The organism is Pseudoalteromonas sp. SR41-8, from assembly GCF_014163915.1.
Taxonomy (GTDB): domain Bacteria; phylum Pseudomonadota; class Gammaproteobacteria; order Enterobacterales; family Alteromonadaceae; genus Pseudoalteromonas; species Pseudoalteromonas rhizosphaerae.
Map to the genome: position 1 here is coordinate 61,222 of NZ_JACJEE010000009.1, position 17,644 is coordinate 78,865.

The 17,644-nt window shown below is 39.8% G+C and carries 18 protein-coding genes; 9 read left to right on the forward strand and 9 right to left on the reverse strand.

Going from position 1 to position 17,644, the window contains the following annotated elements; all coding sequences use genetic code 11:
• Window positions 1–59 precede the first annotated feature (59 nt).
• Complete coding sequence (murJ, locus tag H5162_RS08110; protein WP_409076810.1) at window positions 60–1,598, reverse strand: murein biosynthesis integral membrane protein MurJ; 1,539 nt, start codon at window positions 1,596–1,598, stop codon at window positions 60–62.
• 297 nt (window positions 1,599–1,895) lie between these two features.
• On the opposite strand from murJ, the gene rpsT reads away from it, so the two are divergent.
• Window positions 1,896–2,156 (forward strand): 30S ribosomal protein S20, encoded by a 261-nt coding sequence (gene rpsT / locus H5162_RS08115; protein ID WP_145237275.1) that lies wholly within the window; start codon window positions 1,896–1,898, stop codon window positions 2,154–2,156.
• A gap of 92 nt (window positions 2,157–2,248) precedes the next feature.
• On the opposite strand, the gene H5162_RS08120 is transcribed toward rpsT, so the two are convergent.
• Window positions 2,249–2,632 carry a response regulator gene (locus H5162_RS08120; protein WP_145237278.1) on the reverse strand — a complete coding sequence of 128 codons (384 nt, stop codon included), beginning with the start codon at window positions 2,630–2,632 and terminating at the stop codon, window positions 2,249–2,251.
• 109 nt (window positions 2,633–2,741) lie between these two features.
• On the opposite strand from H5162_RS08120, the gene H5162_RS08125 reads away from it, so the two are divergent.
• The 3 genes from H5162_RS08125 to smrA all read left to right on the forward strand — a co-directional run bounded on the left by H5162_RS08125 (window position 2,742) and on the right by smrA (window position 4,249).
• Window positions 2,742–3,191 carry a hypothetical protein gene (locus H5162_RS08125; RefSeq protein WP_145237281.1) on the forward strand — a complete coding sequence of 150 codons (450 nt, stop codon included), beginning with the start codon at window positions 2,742–2,744 and terminating at the stop codon, window positions 3,189–3,191.
• 99 nt (window positions 3,192–3,290) lie between these two features.
• Entirely contained in the window at window positions 3,291–3,536 is a 246-nt protein-coding gene (locus H5162_RS08130) for a hypothetical protein (RefSeq protein WP_145237284.1), read from the forward strand.
• A 134-nt stretch (window positions 3,537–3,670) separates the two neighbouring features.
• On the forward strand, window positions 3,671–4,249 hold the full coding sequence (gene smrA, locus H5162_RS08135; RefSeq protein ID WP_145237288.1) for a DNA endonuclease SmrA: 579 nt from the start codon (window positions 3,671–3,673) through the stop codon (window positions 4,247–4,249).
• Between the two features lie 30 nt (window positions 4,250–4,279).
• Here the strand turns inward: smrA and H5162_RS21355 are convergent, their stop codons facing one another.
• Both H5162_RS21355 and H5162_RS08140 read right to left on the reverse strand, forming a co-directional pair.
• Entirely contained in the window at window positions 4,280–4,411 is a 132-nt protein-coding gene (locus tag H5162_RS21355; RefSeq protein ID WP_257325490.1) for a hypothetical protein, read from the reverse strand.
• A 98-nt stretch (window positions 4,412–4,509) separates the two neighbouring features.
• Window positions 4,510–5,430 (reverse strand): glyoxylate/hydroxypyruvate reductase A, encoded by a 921-nt coding sequence (locus H5162_RS08140; protein ID WP_182734413.1) that lies wholly within the window; start codon window positions 5,428–5,430, stop codon window positions 4,510–4,512.
• A gap of 169 nt (window positions 5,431–5,599) precedes the next feature.
• On the opposite strand from H5162_RS08140, the gene H5162_RS08145 reads away from it, so the two are divergent.
• From H5162_RS08145 to H5162_RS08155, 3 genes are all read left to right on the forward strand, one after another.
• Entirely contained in the window at window positions 5,600–7,312 is a 1,713-nt protein-coding gene (locus tag H5162_RS08145) for a lysophospholipid acyltransferase family protein (RefSeq protein WP_182778217.1), read from the forward strand.
• Window positions 7,313–7,913: 601 nt separating this feature from the next.
• Window positions 7,914–9,338, forward strand: coding sequence for an ATP-binding protein (locus H5162_RS08150; protein WP_259398188.1), 1,425 nt, complete (start codon window positions 7,914–7,916; stop codon window positions 9,336–9,338).
• Between the two features lie 19 nt (window positions 9,339–9,357).
• Entirely contained in the window at window positions 9,358–10,065 is a 708-nt protein-coding gene (locus tag H5162_RS08155) for a response regulator transcription factor (protein WP_182717074.1), read from the forward strand.
• A 123-nt stretch (window positions 10,066–10,188) separates the two neighbouring features.
• Here the strand turns inward: H5162_RS08155 and H5162_RS08160 are convergent, their stop codons facing one another.
• The 3 genes from H5162_RS08160 to H5162_RS08170 form a co-directional block, all read right to left on the reverse strand.
• Window positions 10,189–10,860: a hypothetical protein gene (locus H5162_RS08160; protein WP_182717073.1), complete on the reverse strand. Its 672-nt coding sequence runs from the start codon at window positions 10,858–10,860 to the stop codon at window positions 10,189–10,191.
• 227 nt (window positions 10,861–11,087) lie between these two features.
• Window positions 11,088–12,275: a succinyl-diaminopimelate desuccinylase gene (dapE, locus tag H5162_RS08165; protein WP_182731092.1), complete on the reverse strand. Its 1,188-nt coding sequence runs from the start codon at window positions 12,273–12,275 to the stop codon at window positions 11,088–11,090.
• 289 nt (window positions 12,276–12,564) lie between these two features.
• Window positions 12,565–13,983: an MATE family efflux transporter gene (locus tag H5162_RS08170; protein ID WP_182731091.1), complete on the reverse strand. Its 1,419-nt coding sequence runs from the start codon at window positions 13,981–13,983 to the stop codon at window positions 12,565–12,567.
• A 237-nt stretch (window positions 13,984–14,220) separates the two neighbouring features.
• Here H5162_RS08170 and H5162_RS08175 point away from each other — a divergent pair, with 237 nt between their 5' ends.
• A complete protein-coding gene (locus H5162_RS08175; RefSeq protein WP_145237312.1) occupies window positions 14,221–14,874 on the forward strand; it encodes an OmpW family protein in 654 nt (217 codons plus the stop codon).
• A gap of 46 nt (window positions 14,875–14,920) precedes the next feature.
• Here H5162_RS08175 and H5162_RS08180 read toward each other — a convergent pair whose 3' ends face one another.
• Window positions 14,921–15,457 carry a thioesterase family protein gene (locus H5162_RS08180; RefSeq protein ID WP_182759864.1) on the reverse strand — a complete coding sequence of 179 codons (537 nt, stop codon included), beginning with the start codon at window positions 15,455–15,457 and terminating at the stop codon, window positions 14,921–14,923.
• A gap of 111 nt (window positions 15,458–15,568) precedes the next feature.
• Here H5162_RS08180 and H5162_RS08185 point away from each other — a divergent pair, with 111 nt between their 5' ends.
• Window positions 15,569–16,057 (forward strand): hypothetical protein, encoded by a 489-nt coding sequence (locus H5162_RS08185; protein WP_145237744.1) that lies wholly within the window; start codon window positions 15,569–15,571, stop codon window positions 16,055–16,057.
• A gap of 27 nt (window positions 16,058–16,084) precedes the next feature.
• Here the strand turns inward: H5162_RS08185 and tyrR are convergent, their stop codons facing one another.
• Window positions 16,085–17,641, reverse strand: coding sequence for a transcriptional regulator TyrR (tyrR, locus tag H5162_RS08190; protein WP_145237318.1), 1,557 nt, complete (start codon window positions 17,639–17,641; stop codon window positions 16,085–16,087).
• Window positions 17,642–17,644 lie beyond the last annotated feature (3 nt).

Here is a 17,644-nt window from a genome sequence, read left to right on the forward strand (position 1 = left end):
GTTACAGAATCACCGATTATACCCAAACCACCTCAAGATGCGAGTTTCAGTTGATTTTTTTAGTCTGATTGAGCACTAACAACGTTTTTTATGGTATTTAGTCTTACCCCGAGTAAAAACAACACTAAAAAGTACACCCCCCCTGCCAGAGCGAGTAAACCTATCAATAAAACAACTTGCTCACTAAAATGCCACTGACGCCATAAAAACTGTGTCGCAGCGTACCAAACTACAGCCCCCATCAATAAGGCGGCGAGCAAACATTTGCAGGTAAACAATAAACTAAAACGCGAAAACTGATAAACCTGCTCTTTGCTTAATTGACGATAAAGCAGGTACGCATTACAACTGGCCGACATTGAAGTCGCAAGCGCCAATCCTAAGTAACCTATAAACGGTGCTAACATAATATTAAAGACCATGTTCAACACCAGCGTAATAATGCCAATACGCACCGGAGTTTTAGTGTCTTGACGTGCATAAAATCCCGGCGCTAAAACTTTGATCAACATAAAACTGACAAGCCCAACAGAGTAAGCCATCACCCCTAAACTCACGGCCTGAACATGATCGACATCCCCTTGACTAAACGCGCCATGATCAAATAATACAGAAATGATTAACGGGCTAATGATCATCAAACCAATCATCGCAGGTAAGCCTAAAAAGATCACAAACCGCACTCCCCAATCTAAGGTGTGCTGAAAATCGCTGCTTTTTTCGCTGCTATGTAATTTAGATAGCGCAGGTAAAATAACCGTCGCGATACCAATGCCAAATAACCCAAGTGGAAATTCGATTAGGCGGTCAGAATAATATAACCAAGCAATTGACCCTGTCATTAACAATGACGCTATCATGGTATCAAGCAGTAGATTAATTTGACTAATAGATACCCCGAACAACGCCGGTAACATTAACTTACGGACTTTTTTTACATTTTCGTCCTGCCAGGCCCAACGTGGTTTACTGAGTATTTTCGCTCGGTACAGAAACGGCAATTGAAACAATAACTGCACCACTCCACCGACAAACACACCAATAGCTAGCGAATAAGCACCAACCGAGAATTTATCGTGTAATAAGATTGCACAGGCAATAATCGAAATATTCAACAGCACTGGCGTAAAGGCCGCAACAGCAAAACGATTATAAACATTCATCACCGCGCCACTGAGTGCAACAAGACTTACAAAAAATAAATAAGGGAACGTTAGCTTAAGTAAACTACTGGCTAATACAAATTTTTCACCGTCTGGGCCACCTTGCCACCACTCAATAAACCACCCAGTACCAAATAGTGCTGCAATAACTGGCGATGCAATTACACCGATAATAGTTACAACCAGTAAAATAGTACCAAGTGTGCCAGCGGCTTGAGCAACAAACAGCCTGACTTTGTCGTCTCCTTGTTGCTGTTTGATTTCCGACAAAACGGGCACAAATGCTTGCGCAAATGCCCCTTCAGCAAATAAGCGGCGTAAAAAGTTGGGAATGCGATTAGCAAATAAAAAAACGTCGGCGGCAGCACCTGCGCCAAGTAAATTTGCGACAACAGCATCTCGCACTAATCCTAAAACACGCGATATCATTGTCATTGCACTTACAATCATACCGGAACGAAATAATCCTTTTGCCACACTAAACCTGCTTTAAAACCAACGATAAAACCAATTATGCCACAGTCTTTTTTATAAATCGCTCTAAAGCACTAGGCTGAACTCACCGCCTTTGTTACAATAGCGGTATTAACTGTGCTAGAGCGGCAAATTGATGTTCGTTATATAGGAGCAGTTTTTCTTGGTATGTCAAATTTTTATTGACATTCACGATTAAAAAAGGCATATTCCACGGCCTTTAAATTAAGCTTATTTTAAGATTGTTAGGAGCAAACCTTGGCTAACATCAAGTCTGCAAAAAAACGCGCTATCACTAGCGAAAAAAACCGTCAGCATAACGCAAGCCGTCGTTCAATGATGCGTACATACTTCAAAAAAGTAGTTGTTGCTATTGAAGCGGGCGACAAGGAAGCTGCACAGCAAGCTTTCGCAGTTGCTACACCTATTTTAGACCGTTATGCAACTAAAGGTCTAATTCACAAAAACAAAGCAGCTCGTCATAAGAGCCGCATAGCAGCTAAGATCAAAGCGCTATAATTTGTTTTTGCTAGAATATAAAAAACCGGTCTTGACCGGTTTTTTTATATCTATCATTTAACGCTTAAAATTATTTAAACACTGTTGTTGCGTTAAACAACGTCTAATTCTGGATAAAACTTTTTCAACATTGCCGCTATTTTCTTCGGTGTAAATGGTTTTACCACAAATCCTTTAGCCCCTTTATCGATTGCATCTTTAACATTCTCAACCGTTGAGTGAGCCGATACCATAACGACATTAGTTTGTGGGTTTATTTCATTGATCTGCGCGATAATCTCTTTACCATCACCGTCTGGCAACTCAATATCTAAAAAAATAATATTATAATCGGCCGCTTGGCAAGCACTTATACATTGCGCAGCTGTCGACGCTTCTCTAACATTTTCAATACCTAAGTGCATTAATGTTTGATGGAGAAAGCTGCGCACTGTTCCAACATCATCCACTATTAAAATTGAAAGCTGCGTATTCATTGTTGATCCCCGTAGGTTATGAACTAGGTTTAAGTTATTATGCTTAATAACTTTTCTAATTTAATAATCTCATTATAGAGAGCTCTGCTTAAAAGGCCAGATTTGCTTTATGTCAAATAATATAAAAAAACAATCCTTGCTAGGAAAAACGCCTCAACGAAAAAAACCAACGGCACCAACTAACAAGCGAAAAGCGCCTGCTCAGGCAAACGTCACGCAAGCACAAACACAAACTGCTAGTAGTGAATTAACTGAAACAAAAAAAAGCCGCACAGGCATTATTGTAGCGGGTGTTATTGTGTTTGCTATTTTAGTTATCCCCAAACCACAGTTATTAACCTATGAAAAATTAGGATTAGTAACGCAAAGTGTATATTGGCCGGGACTGTTTGGTTATGGCGCCATGTTATTTGACTCAAATTTGCAGCCAAATGCCGATTTAGCGCGTAATAGCCTTTATTTATGTCAAAACAATAAGCAACCAGATACTTGTCAAAAATATCGAGTAACCGAACAAGCCGGCTTTTTTTCTGCATTACAAAAATTAATTTTGGATTAAAAAAACTAATCTGAAAATATAAAATTACTTGGTTGAAAGGTGCGCAAAATATCAACATAATGGCGCTCCTTTTTTCAACACTTGAACAACGATACAACCATGCTAAACGAGCTAGATTGGCTTTTAAATATTATCCTGTTAGCCCTAGGATTAGGGGCGTTTTTTATCAATCAATTAACAATACTGCGTGTAGCGGCGATCAGCGCCTGTGCTTTACTGTTTTTGTCATTTAGCTTGGATTTAATGTCGTCGAGTGTTATTTCAAACATGAGTTTAGTGTTGATAAACACGTTTTACTTGTTCAAGGTTTATACCTTTGGGCAATTAAATGTGCCGCAAAATTAATATCTCTCCCTAGATAATTTTATGTACCCTACCGGGCTTTGCTCGGTAGGGTATTTTTTTGCGCGAATAGAACTTGGGCAGCAAAATGAACTAAGTTAAAATCATCGGCGTATTATGCTACTTTGGGTATCACTATGCCTTTAACTGACTCTGATTTATTTTTAACGTCTATGGAAGACGTTGCTCGCCTAGATCACGATACGATCGAACCATCACAACACTTAACTGGCCCCTCTTTAGCCCAGCAACAAAAACGCAAAGCCGCAGAATTAAATTTAAACATCGATGAAAATTATCTACGTAGTGAATTAGTCGAGCTATTAGAGCCTAATGCACTATTGAGTTATAAAAATGCGGGAGTGCAAGATGCTGTATTTAAAAATCTTCGATTAGCTAAGTATCAGCTTGATGCGACACTTGACTTACATGGCCAAACACTAAAAAACGCACGCCAAGCCTTATTTGAATTTATAACTGATTGCCAAAAACGTAATATTCGTGTGGTAGTGATCCGCCACGGCACTGGTATCAAAAACAAAAAGACCCCTGGGGTGTTAAAAAGTTATACCAATAAATGGCTACAAGAAATTGACTGCGTATTAGCCTTTCATAGTGCACTTAGGCATCATGGTGGCAGTGGTGCAAGCTATGTGTTAATTAAAAAAAGTGATGAGAAGAAGAGTGAGAACCGGGAGCGTCATAGTAAACGCTAACCCGGCTTCGTTATCAATCGTTGGTTCTATTTATTCTGTTTGGCTTTGTAAAACAGGAGCTTGTTCACTTGCATTAGCTTGATTAAACCATGCAGACACACCCATTAAGACCACTGAAATAACGATAATACTAAATTTAACGCCTGTTTGATGCTGTTTCATTGTACACCTTATTATTATTGTTAGTGTTTTTTGAGTTAACTAGACTAACTAAAATTACAGATGTTAACAAGATGTACTACGCTATTGTCGCTGAACTTTTAATAACCTTTTGTTCTATCAACCTGATTATTTAATTTAAGGCCTGTTTTCATACGTTGTACATTATTAGCAATCTGCTGCGTTACAGTTTCCAGATCAGACAATGCCGCGCAATGGGGAGTCATTGTAACCGCTGAATGATGCCAAAAAGGATGCTCTGCAGCTAATGGCTCTTGTGCAAAAACATCCAATGTTGCTCCTCTTATAATTTGATTATCTAATGCCCAAAGTAAATCGTCTGCAACGACGTGCTGGCCTCGCGCTACATTGATGAGCACGGCATGACTTGGTAGCTGCATTAATAAGTTGCGATTAATAAAGCCCTTCGTTTGCGTGGTTAGTGGTAATAAACACACGAGATAATCAGCCTGTGCTAACAAACTTGGTAACTCACTTACTTGATGAATACAATTTACTTCGGGTATATTTTTAGGGCTTTGTGAAAATGCACTTACGGTAAAATTATTAGCCAGTAAACGTTTAGCGCAGCTTTGTCCTAACTCACCAAAACCTAAAATCACAACATGATTATGACTATAAGCGCGTTTTGGCAGCCATTGTCGTTGTTGTTGCTTAATCACATAGTCTTTAAGCCTTAACTTATGCGCTAAAATATGGGTAAGCACATACTCTGCCATATCATGAGCTAAATTTTCATCAACGATGCGTGTCACAACGACATTGTCAGGGAGTAAGTTTAAATCAATGCTATCGACCCCTGCGCCAAATGAAGAAACTACTTTTAAATTCGGTAGTTGTGCCCACATATCTGCAGGTGCCAGCCAAGCAAGCACAAATTCAACATCCTCTAAGTTATCACAGTCTGGCCACTGTGAAATTTTTACACCTGGTAATTTAGTCGCTAACGCAGTAATAATTTTACTGCAATCACGTCCACTAATCGCAACGAGTACGCTCATGTTATGCCTATAGAGTTGTTGATTTGCAAAGAGTATAACCTTTGTTAAAACATTTAATCTAATCGAATTACTGCTCGGCTCTTTAAAAAGTCACACAACTGCAACCTAATTGTCATGGCAAGCTTTTACTCTGGCGATATATTGATCACCATATGCAAACGAGGTAATTATGATCAGTGTTGATAAAGTAATCGCAGCAAATCTACCACAATTAGAAAACTCACCTAAAGTAAAAAGTTTAGTTAAAAAAGGGTTAGGTTATTTGCTTCACGAACAAGAATTTGTTGCATTTGGTGATGCCTACCCGCACCTACAAGGCATTGAGTTTGTTGAGCAAGTGTTGGATGAACTAGATTTTGATACTCGCTACAAGCCAAAGCAGATTGAGAATATTCCTAGTGAGGGTAAGTTAGTTATTGTTGCTAACCACCCTATTGGCTCTTTAGATGCACTGGCATTAATTAAAGTATTATCAAGTGTTCGTAAGGATTTAAAGGTCGTTGCCAATCGCATGTTAATGTCAGTTACGCCAATGCACTCATTATTACTGCCGGTCGATAATTTATCGGGTGACAGTAAAAAGCAAGAACTCAATAATATCCACCAGCACCTTAAAGAAGCTGGGGCCATTCTCATTTTCCCAGCAGGTGAAGTGTCGCGTTTAAGCCCTACCGGAATTAAAGATTGCAAGTGGAATAGTGGTTTTTTACGGATAGCAAAAAAAGCCAATGCGCCAATTTTACCGATTTTTATTAAAGCCAAAAATAGCCCACTTTTTTATGGCACATCGATGATTTACAAGCCTTTAGCGAGTTTATTACTGGTTAAAGAAATGTTTAAACAACGACAAAAATCATTAGAGTTTGAAATTGGCGCATCGATACCTCCAGAGTCTTATTTAATTGAAAACCTTAAAGACAAAGAAGTAGTCAATCTGATCCGTAAGCAGCTTTATGCACTTACCTCAAAGAAAACCTTACCGCTTAAAACACAAGCACCCATCGCCTCCTCAGAATGCCGCAAGGAACTAAAAAAAGCCATCGAACAGTGTGAGCTATTAGGCACAACTCAAGACGGCATGCAGATATACCTTTATCAATATCAAGGCAGCTCAGCGATTTTCAGAGAGCTTGGCCGGTTACGAGAGATTTCGTTTCGCACTGTTGGTGAAGGCAGTGGTAAGCGTCGTGATATTGATAAGTACGATATGGATTATCAGCACTTGGTTTTATGGGACGGCTCACAACTTGAATTGGTTGGCGCATACCGACTTGCTTGTGCTCAAGCTATTATTGATAAACACGGCCGCAAAGGTTTATATACTGATAGCTTATTTTCTTACAGTGATGCAATGACTCCTTACTTTGCTGCAGGTATTGAACTGGGTCGCAGCTTTGTACAACCTAAATACTGGGGCCGTAAAAGTCTTGATTATTTATGGTATGGGATTGGCGCGTTTGTGAAAAATTATCCTCAGTATCGCTACCTCTATGGCGCAGTCAGTGTCTCTAACGCGTTGCCAGAACCAGCCAAAGCCATGTTAGTTCATTATTATCAGCATTATTACGGCGCTAAGCAGGTTATAGCTACACCTAATAATGAGTTCAAACTCACAGAGCAGCAACTCATACAGTGCGCAAATCTATTTAGCGGTGATGATCTCAAAGAAGACTTTGTTGAGCTCAAACATGTGCTCGCAAACATGGGTGCCCAAGTACCCACTTTATTTAAACAATACACCGAACTATGTGAGCCTGGCGGCGTACAGTTTTTAAGTTTTAGTGTTGATCCTGATTTCAATAATTGTATTGATGGCTTAGTGCTTGTTGATCTTGAAAAAGTAAAAGAAGGCAAAGCAAAAAGATATTTAGGAAAGAACTAAGAACGCAAAGGTGTATAAAATAAGGACGACCAGCCATCTAGCTTATTTACTATACCCAAGCCACCTCAAGATACAGAATTCAGCGTTTCACAGGGGCTTAATATCAAGGCGTTACTTTGCAAGAATGGCAATCCCTTTTAAGAAACAACGATGAGAGTAAGTCCCTGTGAAACGCCCAACGGGTTGGTTTAAAAGCGATTTATACTGCGTTATTGATTTTAACAATAGAACCACTATTACTTGCAATCAATGCCTTGCCTAAATCGCTTTTAATTCCAACTAAAACTCGCATCTTGATGTGGTTTGGGTATATATCCGTAACGTGAATTTGCGTTCGCTGTATGCTATCAAAAGTAGTTTTTATGTGCAGATATGATAAAGTGGTTGTACACAAATTGTTGACAGAACAGCTATGAAAAGGTCCCTGCTATTTTTATCTTTTATCATTATTTTTTCGGTAGTTAGCATTCAATTATTGGTGATACCTCATTTTGAAAGTAACGTCAGGTACCCTACTGAAAAATGGGCTTTAGAGTTTTTAACATCAGGCTCTACGGATCTTCTTGCACAACAATTACAATCCATACCTAAACACCAGAGAATGGCCTACTTACAAAACATACAAGCTAATTTTGGCTTTGAACTTACTTTACAAGACTATCAACAAAGTGATTTTTCAAGTGAGCAACAATCTTGGCTCGCAGAGGATAAAATTTGGGGTGATCCGCAAACAGATTTAGCATATCGAAAAATAGATGACGAACAGCTATTAGTAATTGTAAAACCCAATACGGTTCCTAAGCATCTGATCAACGAAGCGCAACGTTGGATGATGGGCTCTTTTTACCTACTGAATAATATGCTGATGCAACACCCACAGCAGAGCTGGCCGTCGATAATTGATTCGCTCAGTGATGATTTTACATATCCCGTTGCACTGATGACATTGAGTGAGTTAACTTACACAGAGCAACAAATAGCCCAATTAAAAACAGGAGCTATTGTGACCATATCAACTGCGGATTCTGATTTTATTGGCTATCCCGCCGACATTGCCGTACAGCGCATCAAAAATAGCGATAAAGTAATTGTACTTGGCCCTTTTAGCCCTCAACTAAAGGGCAAAGTGGTGTACATGTTAAGTATCTTTTATTTTATATTCGGCTTTTTTCTGCTTATACCAATTATAATATGGTTAATTCCTGGCTGGCGCTCTATGTTATCGCTCAATAAAGTGGCGATATTACTTGGACAAGGTAAATTTGATGCTCGCGCTAAGCTAATTCGTTTTAGCCATCTAAACCACTTGTCCAAAACGTTTAATACCATGGCCGAAAAAATACAACGCCTTATCTCTTCTCATAAAACTCTGATCAATGCTGTATCACATGAATTGCGAACTCCCATCGCACGCATTGAATTCAATGTTGAATTACTTAGAAATAGTACAACCAATGACTATCAACTAGGGCAACTAGAGCGGATTGAATTATCTTTGAATGAACTAAATTCATTAGTGTCAGAAATGCTTACACATGCTCGATTTGAGCGCGAAATACCCACTCTTACATTTGCAACCGTTGAACTTAATCATTGGATAAAACAAGAGTTAATCTGTTGGCAAGAAGCCAACCCTGATACTGAGATTGTTTTACTTGAACAAGGCGTTTGCCATGCAATGATTGATAAGTTTTATATGAGCCGTGCATTAAGTAATTTAATGCGCAATGCCATAGCGTATGGAAGAAACCATATTCAAGTAAGCTATGAACAAACCGCAAAAGGCTGGCTGATTTGTGTTGCTGATAACGGTGATGGTATTCCTTTACCCTGTGCTGAGAAGGTATTTGAACCATTCTATCGAGAAGATCAAAGTCGTAATTTGCAAGTCGGTGGAACCGGACTAGGCCTTGCAATCGTTAAACAAATTTTAGGCTGGCATGAAGGAACCGCGAGTGTTGAGCCATCCAGTTTAGGTGGTGCATGTTTCATACTAAATTGGCCAGCCAAACGCACACATCGATAATCCACATAGAGAACAAGAAATGAAAACAAAGATTTTAGTGGTAGAAGATGATTTACCGCTTGCTGAGTCAATTCAAGAGTATTTAACGATTGAAGGCTATCAGGTTGAAATAGAATCAAATGGCGAGCATGCGGTCTCCCGTATTCTTCAGTGGCAGCCAGCTCTGGTGCTGCTTGACGTTATGTTACCGAACAAGGATGGCTTAACGGTATGCCGCGAAGTAAGGCAGTCATACAGCGGCTATATTTTGATGTTTACTGCACGAGAAGAAGAAATTGATCAGGTTGTAGGGCTTGAAATTGGTGCCGACGATTATTTACTAAAGCCGGTGAAACCTCGCTTACTACTGGCAAAAATTAAAGCTTTTTTAAGACGTGGACATCCCACAGATCCACTCGCCATAAAGCCACAAACGAAAGAGTCTATAACGTTTGGGCAATTAATCATTAATACGCACAACCGAACTGTCTCTTTAGCAACGCAACATATCCAGCTCACAGACGGCGAATATGACCTACTGCTACTGCTTGCTAAAAATGCAGGAGTTATTCTGTCACGTAGTGACATTGTTGAAAAAATAAAAGGTTATCACTATGATGGAATTGAACGTGGTGTTGATAATCATATTAGCCAGTTACGCAAGAAGCTCGGTGATAATGCGCGTAACCCAATAAAAATTAAGACTATCCGTTCCAAAGGCTACTTATTTGTAGTTAGTGCGTGGTAGTTCTAGGTGGATATGGCGCTATATCTCCAACATGGGAGTAGCGCCTTTGAGAGACTTGAACTGTGGATAATACATCTATCTCAGCAACTATTTCACACTAACCAGAGGAGTTTTAATCTAAAGTTATTCTTCAGCCATTACTCGTTTACCATTACTATCGACAACTAATAAATATGAAGCGCCAAAATTACCCGCACATAAATCGATAGCCTGATTGGCAACTTTTAGGCCATTAGCACAATTACTCACCGCTAAGAACGCTGTGACACTGCCCTTTTTTGTAGTTAATACTTTTTTATCATCAATTGACACATCATACTCGCCGTTGGCAAATAAACGCACATTAAATACATCTGCAGTATTGTTTTGTTTTTTATCAATGACAGACAAAGCCCGCTTACCTGAAGATTGCCAAGCAATTACCCATAAATCGTCGTTATTACTCAAGGTTGTATTTATGCGTTCCTCTTTATTCGCATTGATACTATCTTTAACTCCCAAGTTAATCATGTTATTGATTACTTTATAACTGTAGTTATAGCGACTACCCACAGCATTGGCCTCTACATCGCCCGCAGCGATATTATCACTATCGAATAAACCACTGTAGCCGGTGCTAATACTCCTTTTTTTGACATGAAAGTCAGCCATATAATCCAATGAATTTATGAAAGACATATTTGCTTGATGGGTTAATTTATCATCTAATTCATCCGTGCTTTCACCACATCCACTTAAAGCAGCTGCCACACCAAACAACAGTGCAATACTAAATCCTTTATTACTGGTGCTCATAACAATCTCCATAATGTTTAATTTTATCAACGCTAAAAACCGCACTAAACGCTGTTATTACTTTAATAATTTTTTATTAATCAATTACTAAGTATTTTATTTCGAATAGCGAAATTTACTGAAAAAATGTTAGCATATCCTTTACGAGACATCTCTCAGCGCTTGTCGGACATTGTCAGAAATTGTCTGTTTATAATGAACAGTTTAATGATGGCCTTGCGTTATAGTCAGCTGATACGGCTAAATACCTGCTCTAAAAGCTGTGTATATATTTTCTCAATTTTTAGTAAGTCATTAATAGGCACATGCTCGTTAACTTGGTGGATGGTATTATTTCGTACCCCGCATTCAATCACTTGGGTGTAATCATTGGCAAAAAACCGCCCATCAGAAGTTCCGCCACTGGTACTTAATAAAGGATAACTGCCTGTCACATTAAAAATAGCTTGTTCAACTTGAGTCAATAAACAGCGACGCGTTTGATGACTCGTATAAAAAGGCTCACACGGACGCTCCCATTCCACACTCAGCAAAGCTTGTAAATCGTCTAACGCGAATTGAATCTCATTTTTTATATCACTGCTTTTATAACCATGGCTATAACGAATATTAAATGTCATTTCACATCGTGCTGGCACCATGTTATCGACAACATTAGCAATATTAATCCCGGTTATTTGCAAGCTCGTATGTGAACTTGGCTCGTCACGCTGCCAAGTTATGCTAGTCAAGCGCTTGATTACTTCTGCACTAAGATGAGCTGCATTGATGGTGTTTTCTGGATAAGCAACATGCCCTGCTTTGCCGTTGATCACTAACCGCGCAGACAGTGCACCTCGACGGCCATTTTTGATTGTATCACCAACATGCAAATGACTGGTTGGCTCGCCGACAATGCAGCCGTCAAGTTGGATGCCCTGTTGCGCTAAACGCTCGGCAATCAGTAGTGAACCATATTCCGCTTCCCCTTCTTCATCAGAGGTGATCAACCAGTAAAAAGTACCTTTTTTTGCAGCTACGTTAGCCAGCAATGCACGACTGGCACATAACATGGCGGCAACGCCCCCTTTCATATCAGCAGCGCCTCGGCCATAAATCGCGCCATCAATAATATCACCTGAAAATGGTTCTGCTCGCCACGCTCCTCCAGATGCGGGGACCACATCAATATGCCCCGAAAAAGCATAGCGTGGCCCATCACCAAAGCTTACTTTAGCTATTAAGTTAGTAACATTATTAAAGGTAAACTGTTCACAGTTAAAGCCAAGGTCTGTTAACTGCTTTGCTAACCAGTCTATTGCCCCGGCTTGCTGTGGCGTAACAGATTTAAATTGGATCAGCTTTTGAAGGTAACTGACCACAGTATCAGTGTGGATTGCATCATTCGTGGTGTGAGATTGGATAGCTAAAGTCATAATTAACACCCTTATTAAGAGAGAGTGTATTCATTACAACCTGAATTTATGACCGCTTTATGAAACACGGATTATACTAATCGTTTTAAGTTACTGACCATTTATAGCGACAGAAAAATACAGTGATAACAAGGCAGAGATTTTGACATGTAGTTGTTCTCGGCAATTGCTCCTGCATTGCTCTACCTCTTGCATCCATGCAGTCGTACATGAAAAATTACTAACGCAGTTAGCGCTTTATTTAGCGCGTTAGCGCGCTAGAATGGTTAAATATTTAAGTCGATTGGTATTAGTGTGCACCTTCTTCGATGAATGCTTCTTGGCTGACTTTAGCGATATCTTTATCATCTTTGGTCAATTTTGTTTGTTGCCAACGACCACGACAAAACCACAAATACGATAGCGATGCGACGATCACATTGGTGACAGCAAACGAGTACCAAATGCCGTGATCGCCCAGATGTGTGTGTTTTGACAAAATATACGCCACCGGAAACTGTACTACGCATTGAGAAAACAGCGCCAACAACATCGCATTAAGCATGTTCCCTGATGCTCTAAATGCAGCCACCACACATAATTGCACGCCTATTCCGCCCCAAGTTAAGCACATAACACGAATAAACTGTGCGCCTTTGGCTATCACACCTTGATCATCGGGGATAAAAAATGCCACTAAGTAAGGTGCAAATATAAATGCAATCGCCCCAATAAAAGACAAACCACATAATCCCCAAAGTACCGCCAACTTAGTAATTTGCGATGCTCGTTGCGGGTTACCTGCGCCCATATTCTGTCCAACTAAGGTCGACACAGCCATCGAGAGTCCCATAGCCGGGATCATCACCATCTGTAATATATTTGAACCAACACCATAAGAAGCAATGGTTTGAGTGCCAAAACTAGCCACTAAAAAAGACATGATAATCAAACCAAATGCACGCGCTGACAACTCCACAGAGCCTGGTGCACCTAAATAAAACGCTTGTTTGATATAACTGTAATCAGGAATGAAACTTGATAATTTTAGCTTAATACCATGGCGACCACGCATAAAAATAACAATGCCAGCAATGGCTGCCAAACTTTGTGTCACCAATGTAGCCAGCGCTGCCCCCATCACCCCAAGACCTGTAAAGCTGCCATAACCAAAAATAAATAATGGATCGAGTACAAAGTTTAGCAACACGGTTACGGAAACAATGATCAGTGGCACCTTGGTTTGGCCAATACCCCGCATTAAGGCTTGAAACATGGCATAAATAAATACAAATACCACACCCACAAATGACACATGCATAAATTTTAAAGCATCGTTATAAACGGCATCTTCAACACCCAGTAAATGTAAAAAGTAAGGAGATAGCAAATAACCGATAATTCCTAAACAAATGGCCGTCACAGTCACCATTAACACTGTTTGTGCGGCCACATGGTTTACTTTATCTTGCTGGCCAGCCCCCATATATTGCGCTGACAAAATAGCCCCCGCCATCGCAAGTCCAGAGCCAATCGCAATCACTAAAAAGGTCACTGGCATACTTACTGACACCGCTGCAACTTGTGCCGCCCCTAGACGACCAACCCAGAACGCATCGGTTAATTGATAGGCAGATTGTAAAATATTGATAAGAATAATAGGAACTGCAAGTTTTAACAGTGCTTTGCTAATAGAGCCAGACAGAAAAAGATGGTTGGTTTCGTTCATTGTATACCCTTGCTTTAAGCAGCAATTATAACTTATTTTCCTGACCTATTGATGAATAGCAATAAAAAAGAGTGCACTGTCAATCGATTTTAAACGTCAATTAAGTAAACCTTAATCTAAATCAAACAAACGCTGCGCCGTTTTATACGCTGTTATAAAGCTTGATCTAGAACAGTTTTTTATTTTTTTTTTGGCTGATAATAACGCCAATTCAAAAAGTAGTTCTCGGAGAACAGCATGAAAAAACAACTTAGCGCAGCGTTACTCACCTCACTTTTAATCGCATCTCCTTTCGCCAGTGCAAACTTAAGCGTTAATGTCGGTGCTATTAATGTTAACCCTGACAATAGCAGCTCAGCGATCAATGAAGATCCAAGTTTAGGCTTAAAAGGTAGCTCGGATACACAACTGGGTATTACAGTTGACTATGCATTTAACGATCAGTGGGTTCTAGAATTGGTTGCTGCAACACCCTTTTCTCATGAAGTTAATGGCACCGGTGGTTTAGCTGGCAATAAAATAGCTGATATTAAGCAATTACCGCCGTCACTAATCGCTCAGTACCACTTTTTAGAAAGTACTTCAGCATTTCGCCCATTCGTTGGTGTAGGTATTAACTACACAGTGTTTTTTGATGAGCAACCTTCTACAGCGCTAAAAACAGTACTGGGCACCAACGACGTTGAAGTAAAGCTTGATAACTCATTTGGTTTTGTAGCTCAAGCAGGCTTTAACTATATGCTAGATCAAAACTGGGGCGTACATGCGATGGTATCAATCATGGATATTGAAACCGATGCAACTGTTTATGCCGATGGTAAACAAGCTCTTACTTCAACAGTAAAAATTGATCCTGTAGTTGCCATGTTAGGGGTTAAATACGCTTTTTAAACATACTCTAAAAAGGCCTAACGACCTTTTATCAGTGTATATAAATTCAACTGGGAAGATTTGTTATTTTTTTCTGCTCTAACATTTCTTTCCAGTGCATAATTTCCGCAGGTAATATAGGCACAATACCATCAAAGTTTACCGCCTCTAGCATTTCTTCTACGCTGACGACACCTCGCTTGCGCTTAAACACACCTCTTACATAGGCGATCGCATGCAAGCCACGCTCGGAATGAAATTTTTGCTCAATATAAAAATACTTATGATCCCAACCAACTAAGCGCGTGCTAATGGTATATCGTTGCATTGGCTTAATATCACGAATATAAGTGATGGCCGTGGCGTTAACGATAGGAAACCAACGTTTTTTCATAATCGTTTCAAGCAAGCCAACTCGCTCAGTCATCCAAGTGCGAGCTAAATCCATCATTGCTAAATAACGAGAGTTAGTAAGATGTAAATTAATATCACAATCACTTGGCAGCGCTTTGTAATCTATATCCACAGTGTCTAACAATGATTGATAATCACGGTTACGTTTGATTTTAAAAAATAATAATAAAAGACGAAAATATAAGTTCACAATAAAGGTCTTACCAGTTAACAGTTTTGTGAGTGTAGCATAGCGTATTGCATTGGAGAATATTCTGCTCTACTCTGAAATTCTCTGATTATAAATAATAGTAGAAAAATGATGAAAAAATCAGTTTCTTATTTGAGTATGGTATTTGCATTGATGAGTACCAGCGCGATGGCCGACTTTAACTATCCTGGCGAAGGAGACGTACGTTATCCAACTGGGGTTGAAAAGCCGTTTCAATTTGGGTTTGCTTGGCAGCAACAAAATAGCAAGTTTACTATAGGTAAAAAAAGCTATGATATGCAATTACCTGAATCCTATTCCATTGCTATTACTTTAGCAAAAGACGACCAACAAGTGTGGGTGCAAGAATTTAATAATGGCTTTATTGAAGGATTCAGCTGGGAAATTGGCGAACACACAATCAAACTTGAAAAACGTCAATATAAAGGCGCGGTAAAAGGGGATTATGTTATCAGTTTAGATAACAAAGATTACTTTTTTGCCCGTAATAACATCAGTATCTTAATTAAGTTCACCGCTGAGGGTATCGATACTGTCGCTATTGACGGTGTAACCAAAGATATGGGTACTAAGCAATAGTACCCAATACTGTTGATTTGAGTCAGTTTACACTTTTACAGTTTTACGATTAATGCCGTAATCACGTAGCTTATTTGCAACTGCGGTATGACTTAACCCTAAACGCTTAGCCAATTGTCTCGAACTTGGGTAAGCAGGGTACAACTTACGTAATAATGTAGCCTCAAAACGCTTTACAGCTTGGTCGAGCGAGCCCTCAAAATCAGACTCCAAGTACCCTAAATCATGTGTAAATGCTGGTAATTGTAAATGCTCAACACGCAGCTCGTTATCATCTAATAACGAGACCGCACGGTATATCGCATTTTCTAATTGGCGGACATTGCCCGGCCAAGGATAATCTTGTAAAAACGACAAACACTCTGCAGATAGTTCCGGAATTGCATGACCATTTTGCTGCGCATATTTTTGAATAAAATGTTCTGCAAGTGGCCCTACATCAGCTTTACGATCACGTAGTGGAGCAATTTCTAAAGTCAGTACATTGATCCGATAGTATAAATCTTCTCTAAACGTACCCTCTTGTACCATCGCGGGTAAATCTTTTTGCGTGGCGGCGATAATGCGTACATTTACTTTTACTTCGTTCTCATCGCCAACTTTGCGAAATGTACCATCTTGTAAAAAGCGCAGTAACTTAGTTTGAAGTTGGGTAGACATTTCACCCACTTCATCTAAAAATACCGTGCCACCATCCGCTTGCTCTAATACGCCGCGTTTTGGCGCTGCATTTTCTTCATAACCGGCATAACCAAATAATTCAGACTCAGCAACATCATCAGGCAGTGAAGCGCACGATAAAGCGATAAAAGGTTTTACAGAACGATTAGATGCATAGTGACAAGCGCGTGCCAGTAACTCTTTGCCGGTACCGGTTTCACCAGTGATAAGTATCGGAGCTTCAAGTTGCGCCATTTTACGCGCTTCACGAACCACACGACGCATCGCAGTGCTAAAGTTGTGAATAGTTGCAAAGCTTTCTTGACCATAACGACGAAACGCACTTACCTGCTGACCTAAACGGCTTTGTGATTTAATGTTGATCACCGCACCGGCCAATACATCACCTTCATTGCCTTGTGGTACTGCGATTGGCAAGATATCCGCGATAAAATCTTCACCAGCCACCTCAACCCGGGTTGTTTGTCCCAGTACTTCTTTGCCTTCTAACCAACGGGTAAAGTTAAAGCCTTTCAATAGATTATTAATATTTGAACCAATAACTTCTTTTTCAGTTAACTGTAAGTCTTTACATGCAGCATCGTTGCAAAGCCTTACCCAACCTTTGGCATCAATTGAGATCACACCATCTGGTAGCGCACGCAACAATGTGTTGAGCTCATTATGCTCACGCTCAGAAGGTAAAAAAGCGGTGGTACGTACATCCTGTACACCATCAATTAATCGAATTGAGGGCATGATTTTTTGAAACTGCTCAAATTCAATCGGTGGAAAACTCACATACATACGACAGTTAATTGAATCAACTTCAATACCTTTTAAATCAACGCGATAGTTGACTAAAATATTGAGTATTTCTTGAGCAATACCGATGCGGTCTGCACAATGGATATCTAAACGCATTTC

What these genes read in the sequence shown, in the direction of transcription:
- murJ (WP_409076810.1), bottom strand. Translation starts at nt 1,598, where the DNA reads ATGACAATGATATCGCGTGTTTTAGGATTAGTGCGAGATGCTGTTGTC.
- H5162_RS08120 (WP_145237278.1), bottom strand. Translation starts at nt 2,632, where the DNA reads ATGAATACGCAGCTTTCAATTTTAATAGTGGATGATGTTGGAACAGTG.
- H5162_RS08125 (WP_145237281.1), top strand. Translation starts at nt 2,742, where the DNA reads ATGTCAAATAATATAAAAAAACAATCCTTGCTAGGAAAAACGCCTCAA.
- H5162_RS08130 (WP_145237284.1), top strand. Translation starts at nt 3,291, where the DNA reads ATGCTAAACGAGCTAGATTGGCTTTTAAATATTATCCTGTTAGCCCTA.
- smrA (WP_145237288.1), top strand. Translation starts at nt 3,671, where the DNA reads ATGCCTTTAACTGACTCTGATTTATTTTTAACGTCTATGGAAGACGTT.
- H5162_RS21355 (WP_257325490.1), bottom strand. Translation starts at nt 4,411, where the DNA reads ATGAAACAGCATCAAACAGGCGTTAAATTTAGTATTATCGTTATTTCA.
- H5162_RS08140 (WP_182734413.1), bottom strand. Translation starts at nt 5,430, where the DNA reads ATGAGCGTACTCGTTGCGATTAGTGGACGTGATTGCAGTAAAATTATT.
- H5162_RS08145 (WP_182778217.1), top strand. Translation starts at nt 5,600, where the DNA reads ATGATCAGTGTTGATAAAGTAATCGCAGCAAATCTACCACAATTAGAA.
- H5162_RS08150 (WP_259398188.1), top strand. Translation starts at nt 7,914, where the DNA reads ATGGCCTACTTACAAAACATACAAGCTAATTTTGGCTTTGAACTTACT.
- H5162_RS08155 (WP_182717074.1), top strand. Translation starts at nt 9,358, where the DNA reads ATGAAAACAAAGATTTTAGTGGTAGAAGATGATTTACCGCTTGCTGAG.
- H5162_RS08160 (WP_182717073.1), bottom strand. Translation starts at nt 10,860, where the DNA reads ATGAGCACCAGTAATAAAGGATTTAGTATTGCACTGTTGTTTGGTGTG.
- dapE (WP_182731092.1), bottom strand. Translation starts at nt 12,275, where the DNA reads ATGACTTTAGCTATCCAATCTCACACCACGAATGATGCAATCCACACT.
- H5162_RS08170 (WP_182731091.1), bottom strand. Translation starts at nt 13,983, where the DNA reads ATGAACGAAACCAACCATCTTTTTCTGTCTGGCTCTATTAGCAAAGCA.
- H5162_RS08175 (WP_145237312.1), top strand. Translation starts at nt 14,221, where the DNA reads ATGAAAAAACAACTTAGCGCAGCGTTACTCACCTCACTTTTAATCGCA.
- H5162_RS08185 (WP_145237744.1), top strand. Translation starts at nt 15,569, where the DNA reads ATGAAAAAATCAGTTTCTTATTTGAGTATGGTATTTGCATTGATGAGT.
- tyrR (WP_145237318.1), bottom strand. Translation starts at nt 17,641, where the DNA reads ATGCGTTTAGATATCCATTGTGCAGACCGCATCGGTATTGCTCAAGAA.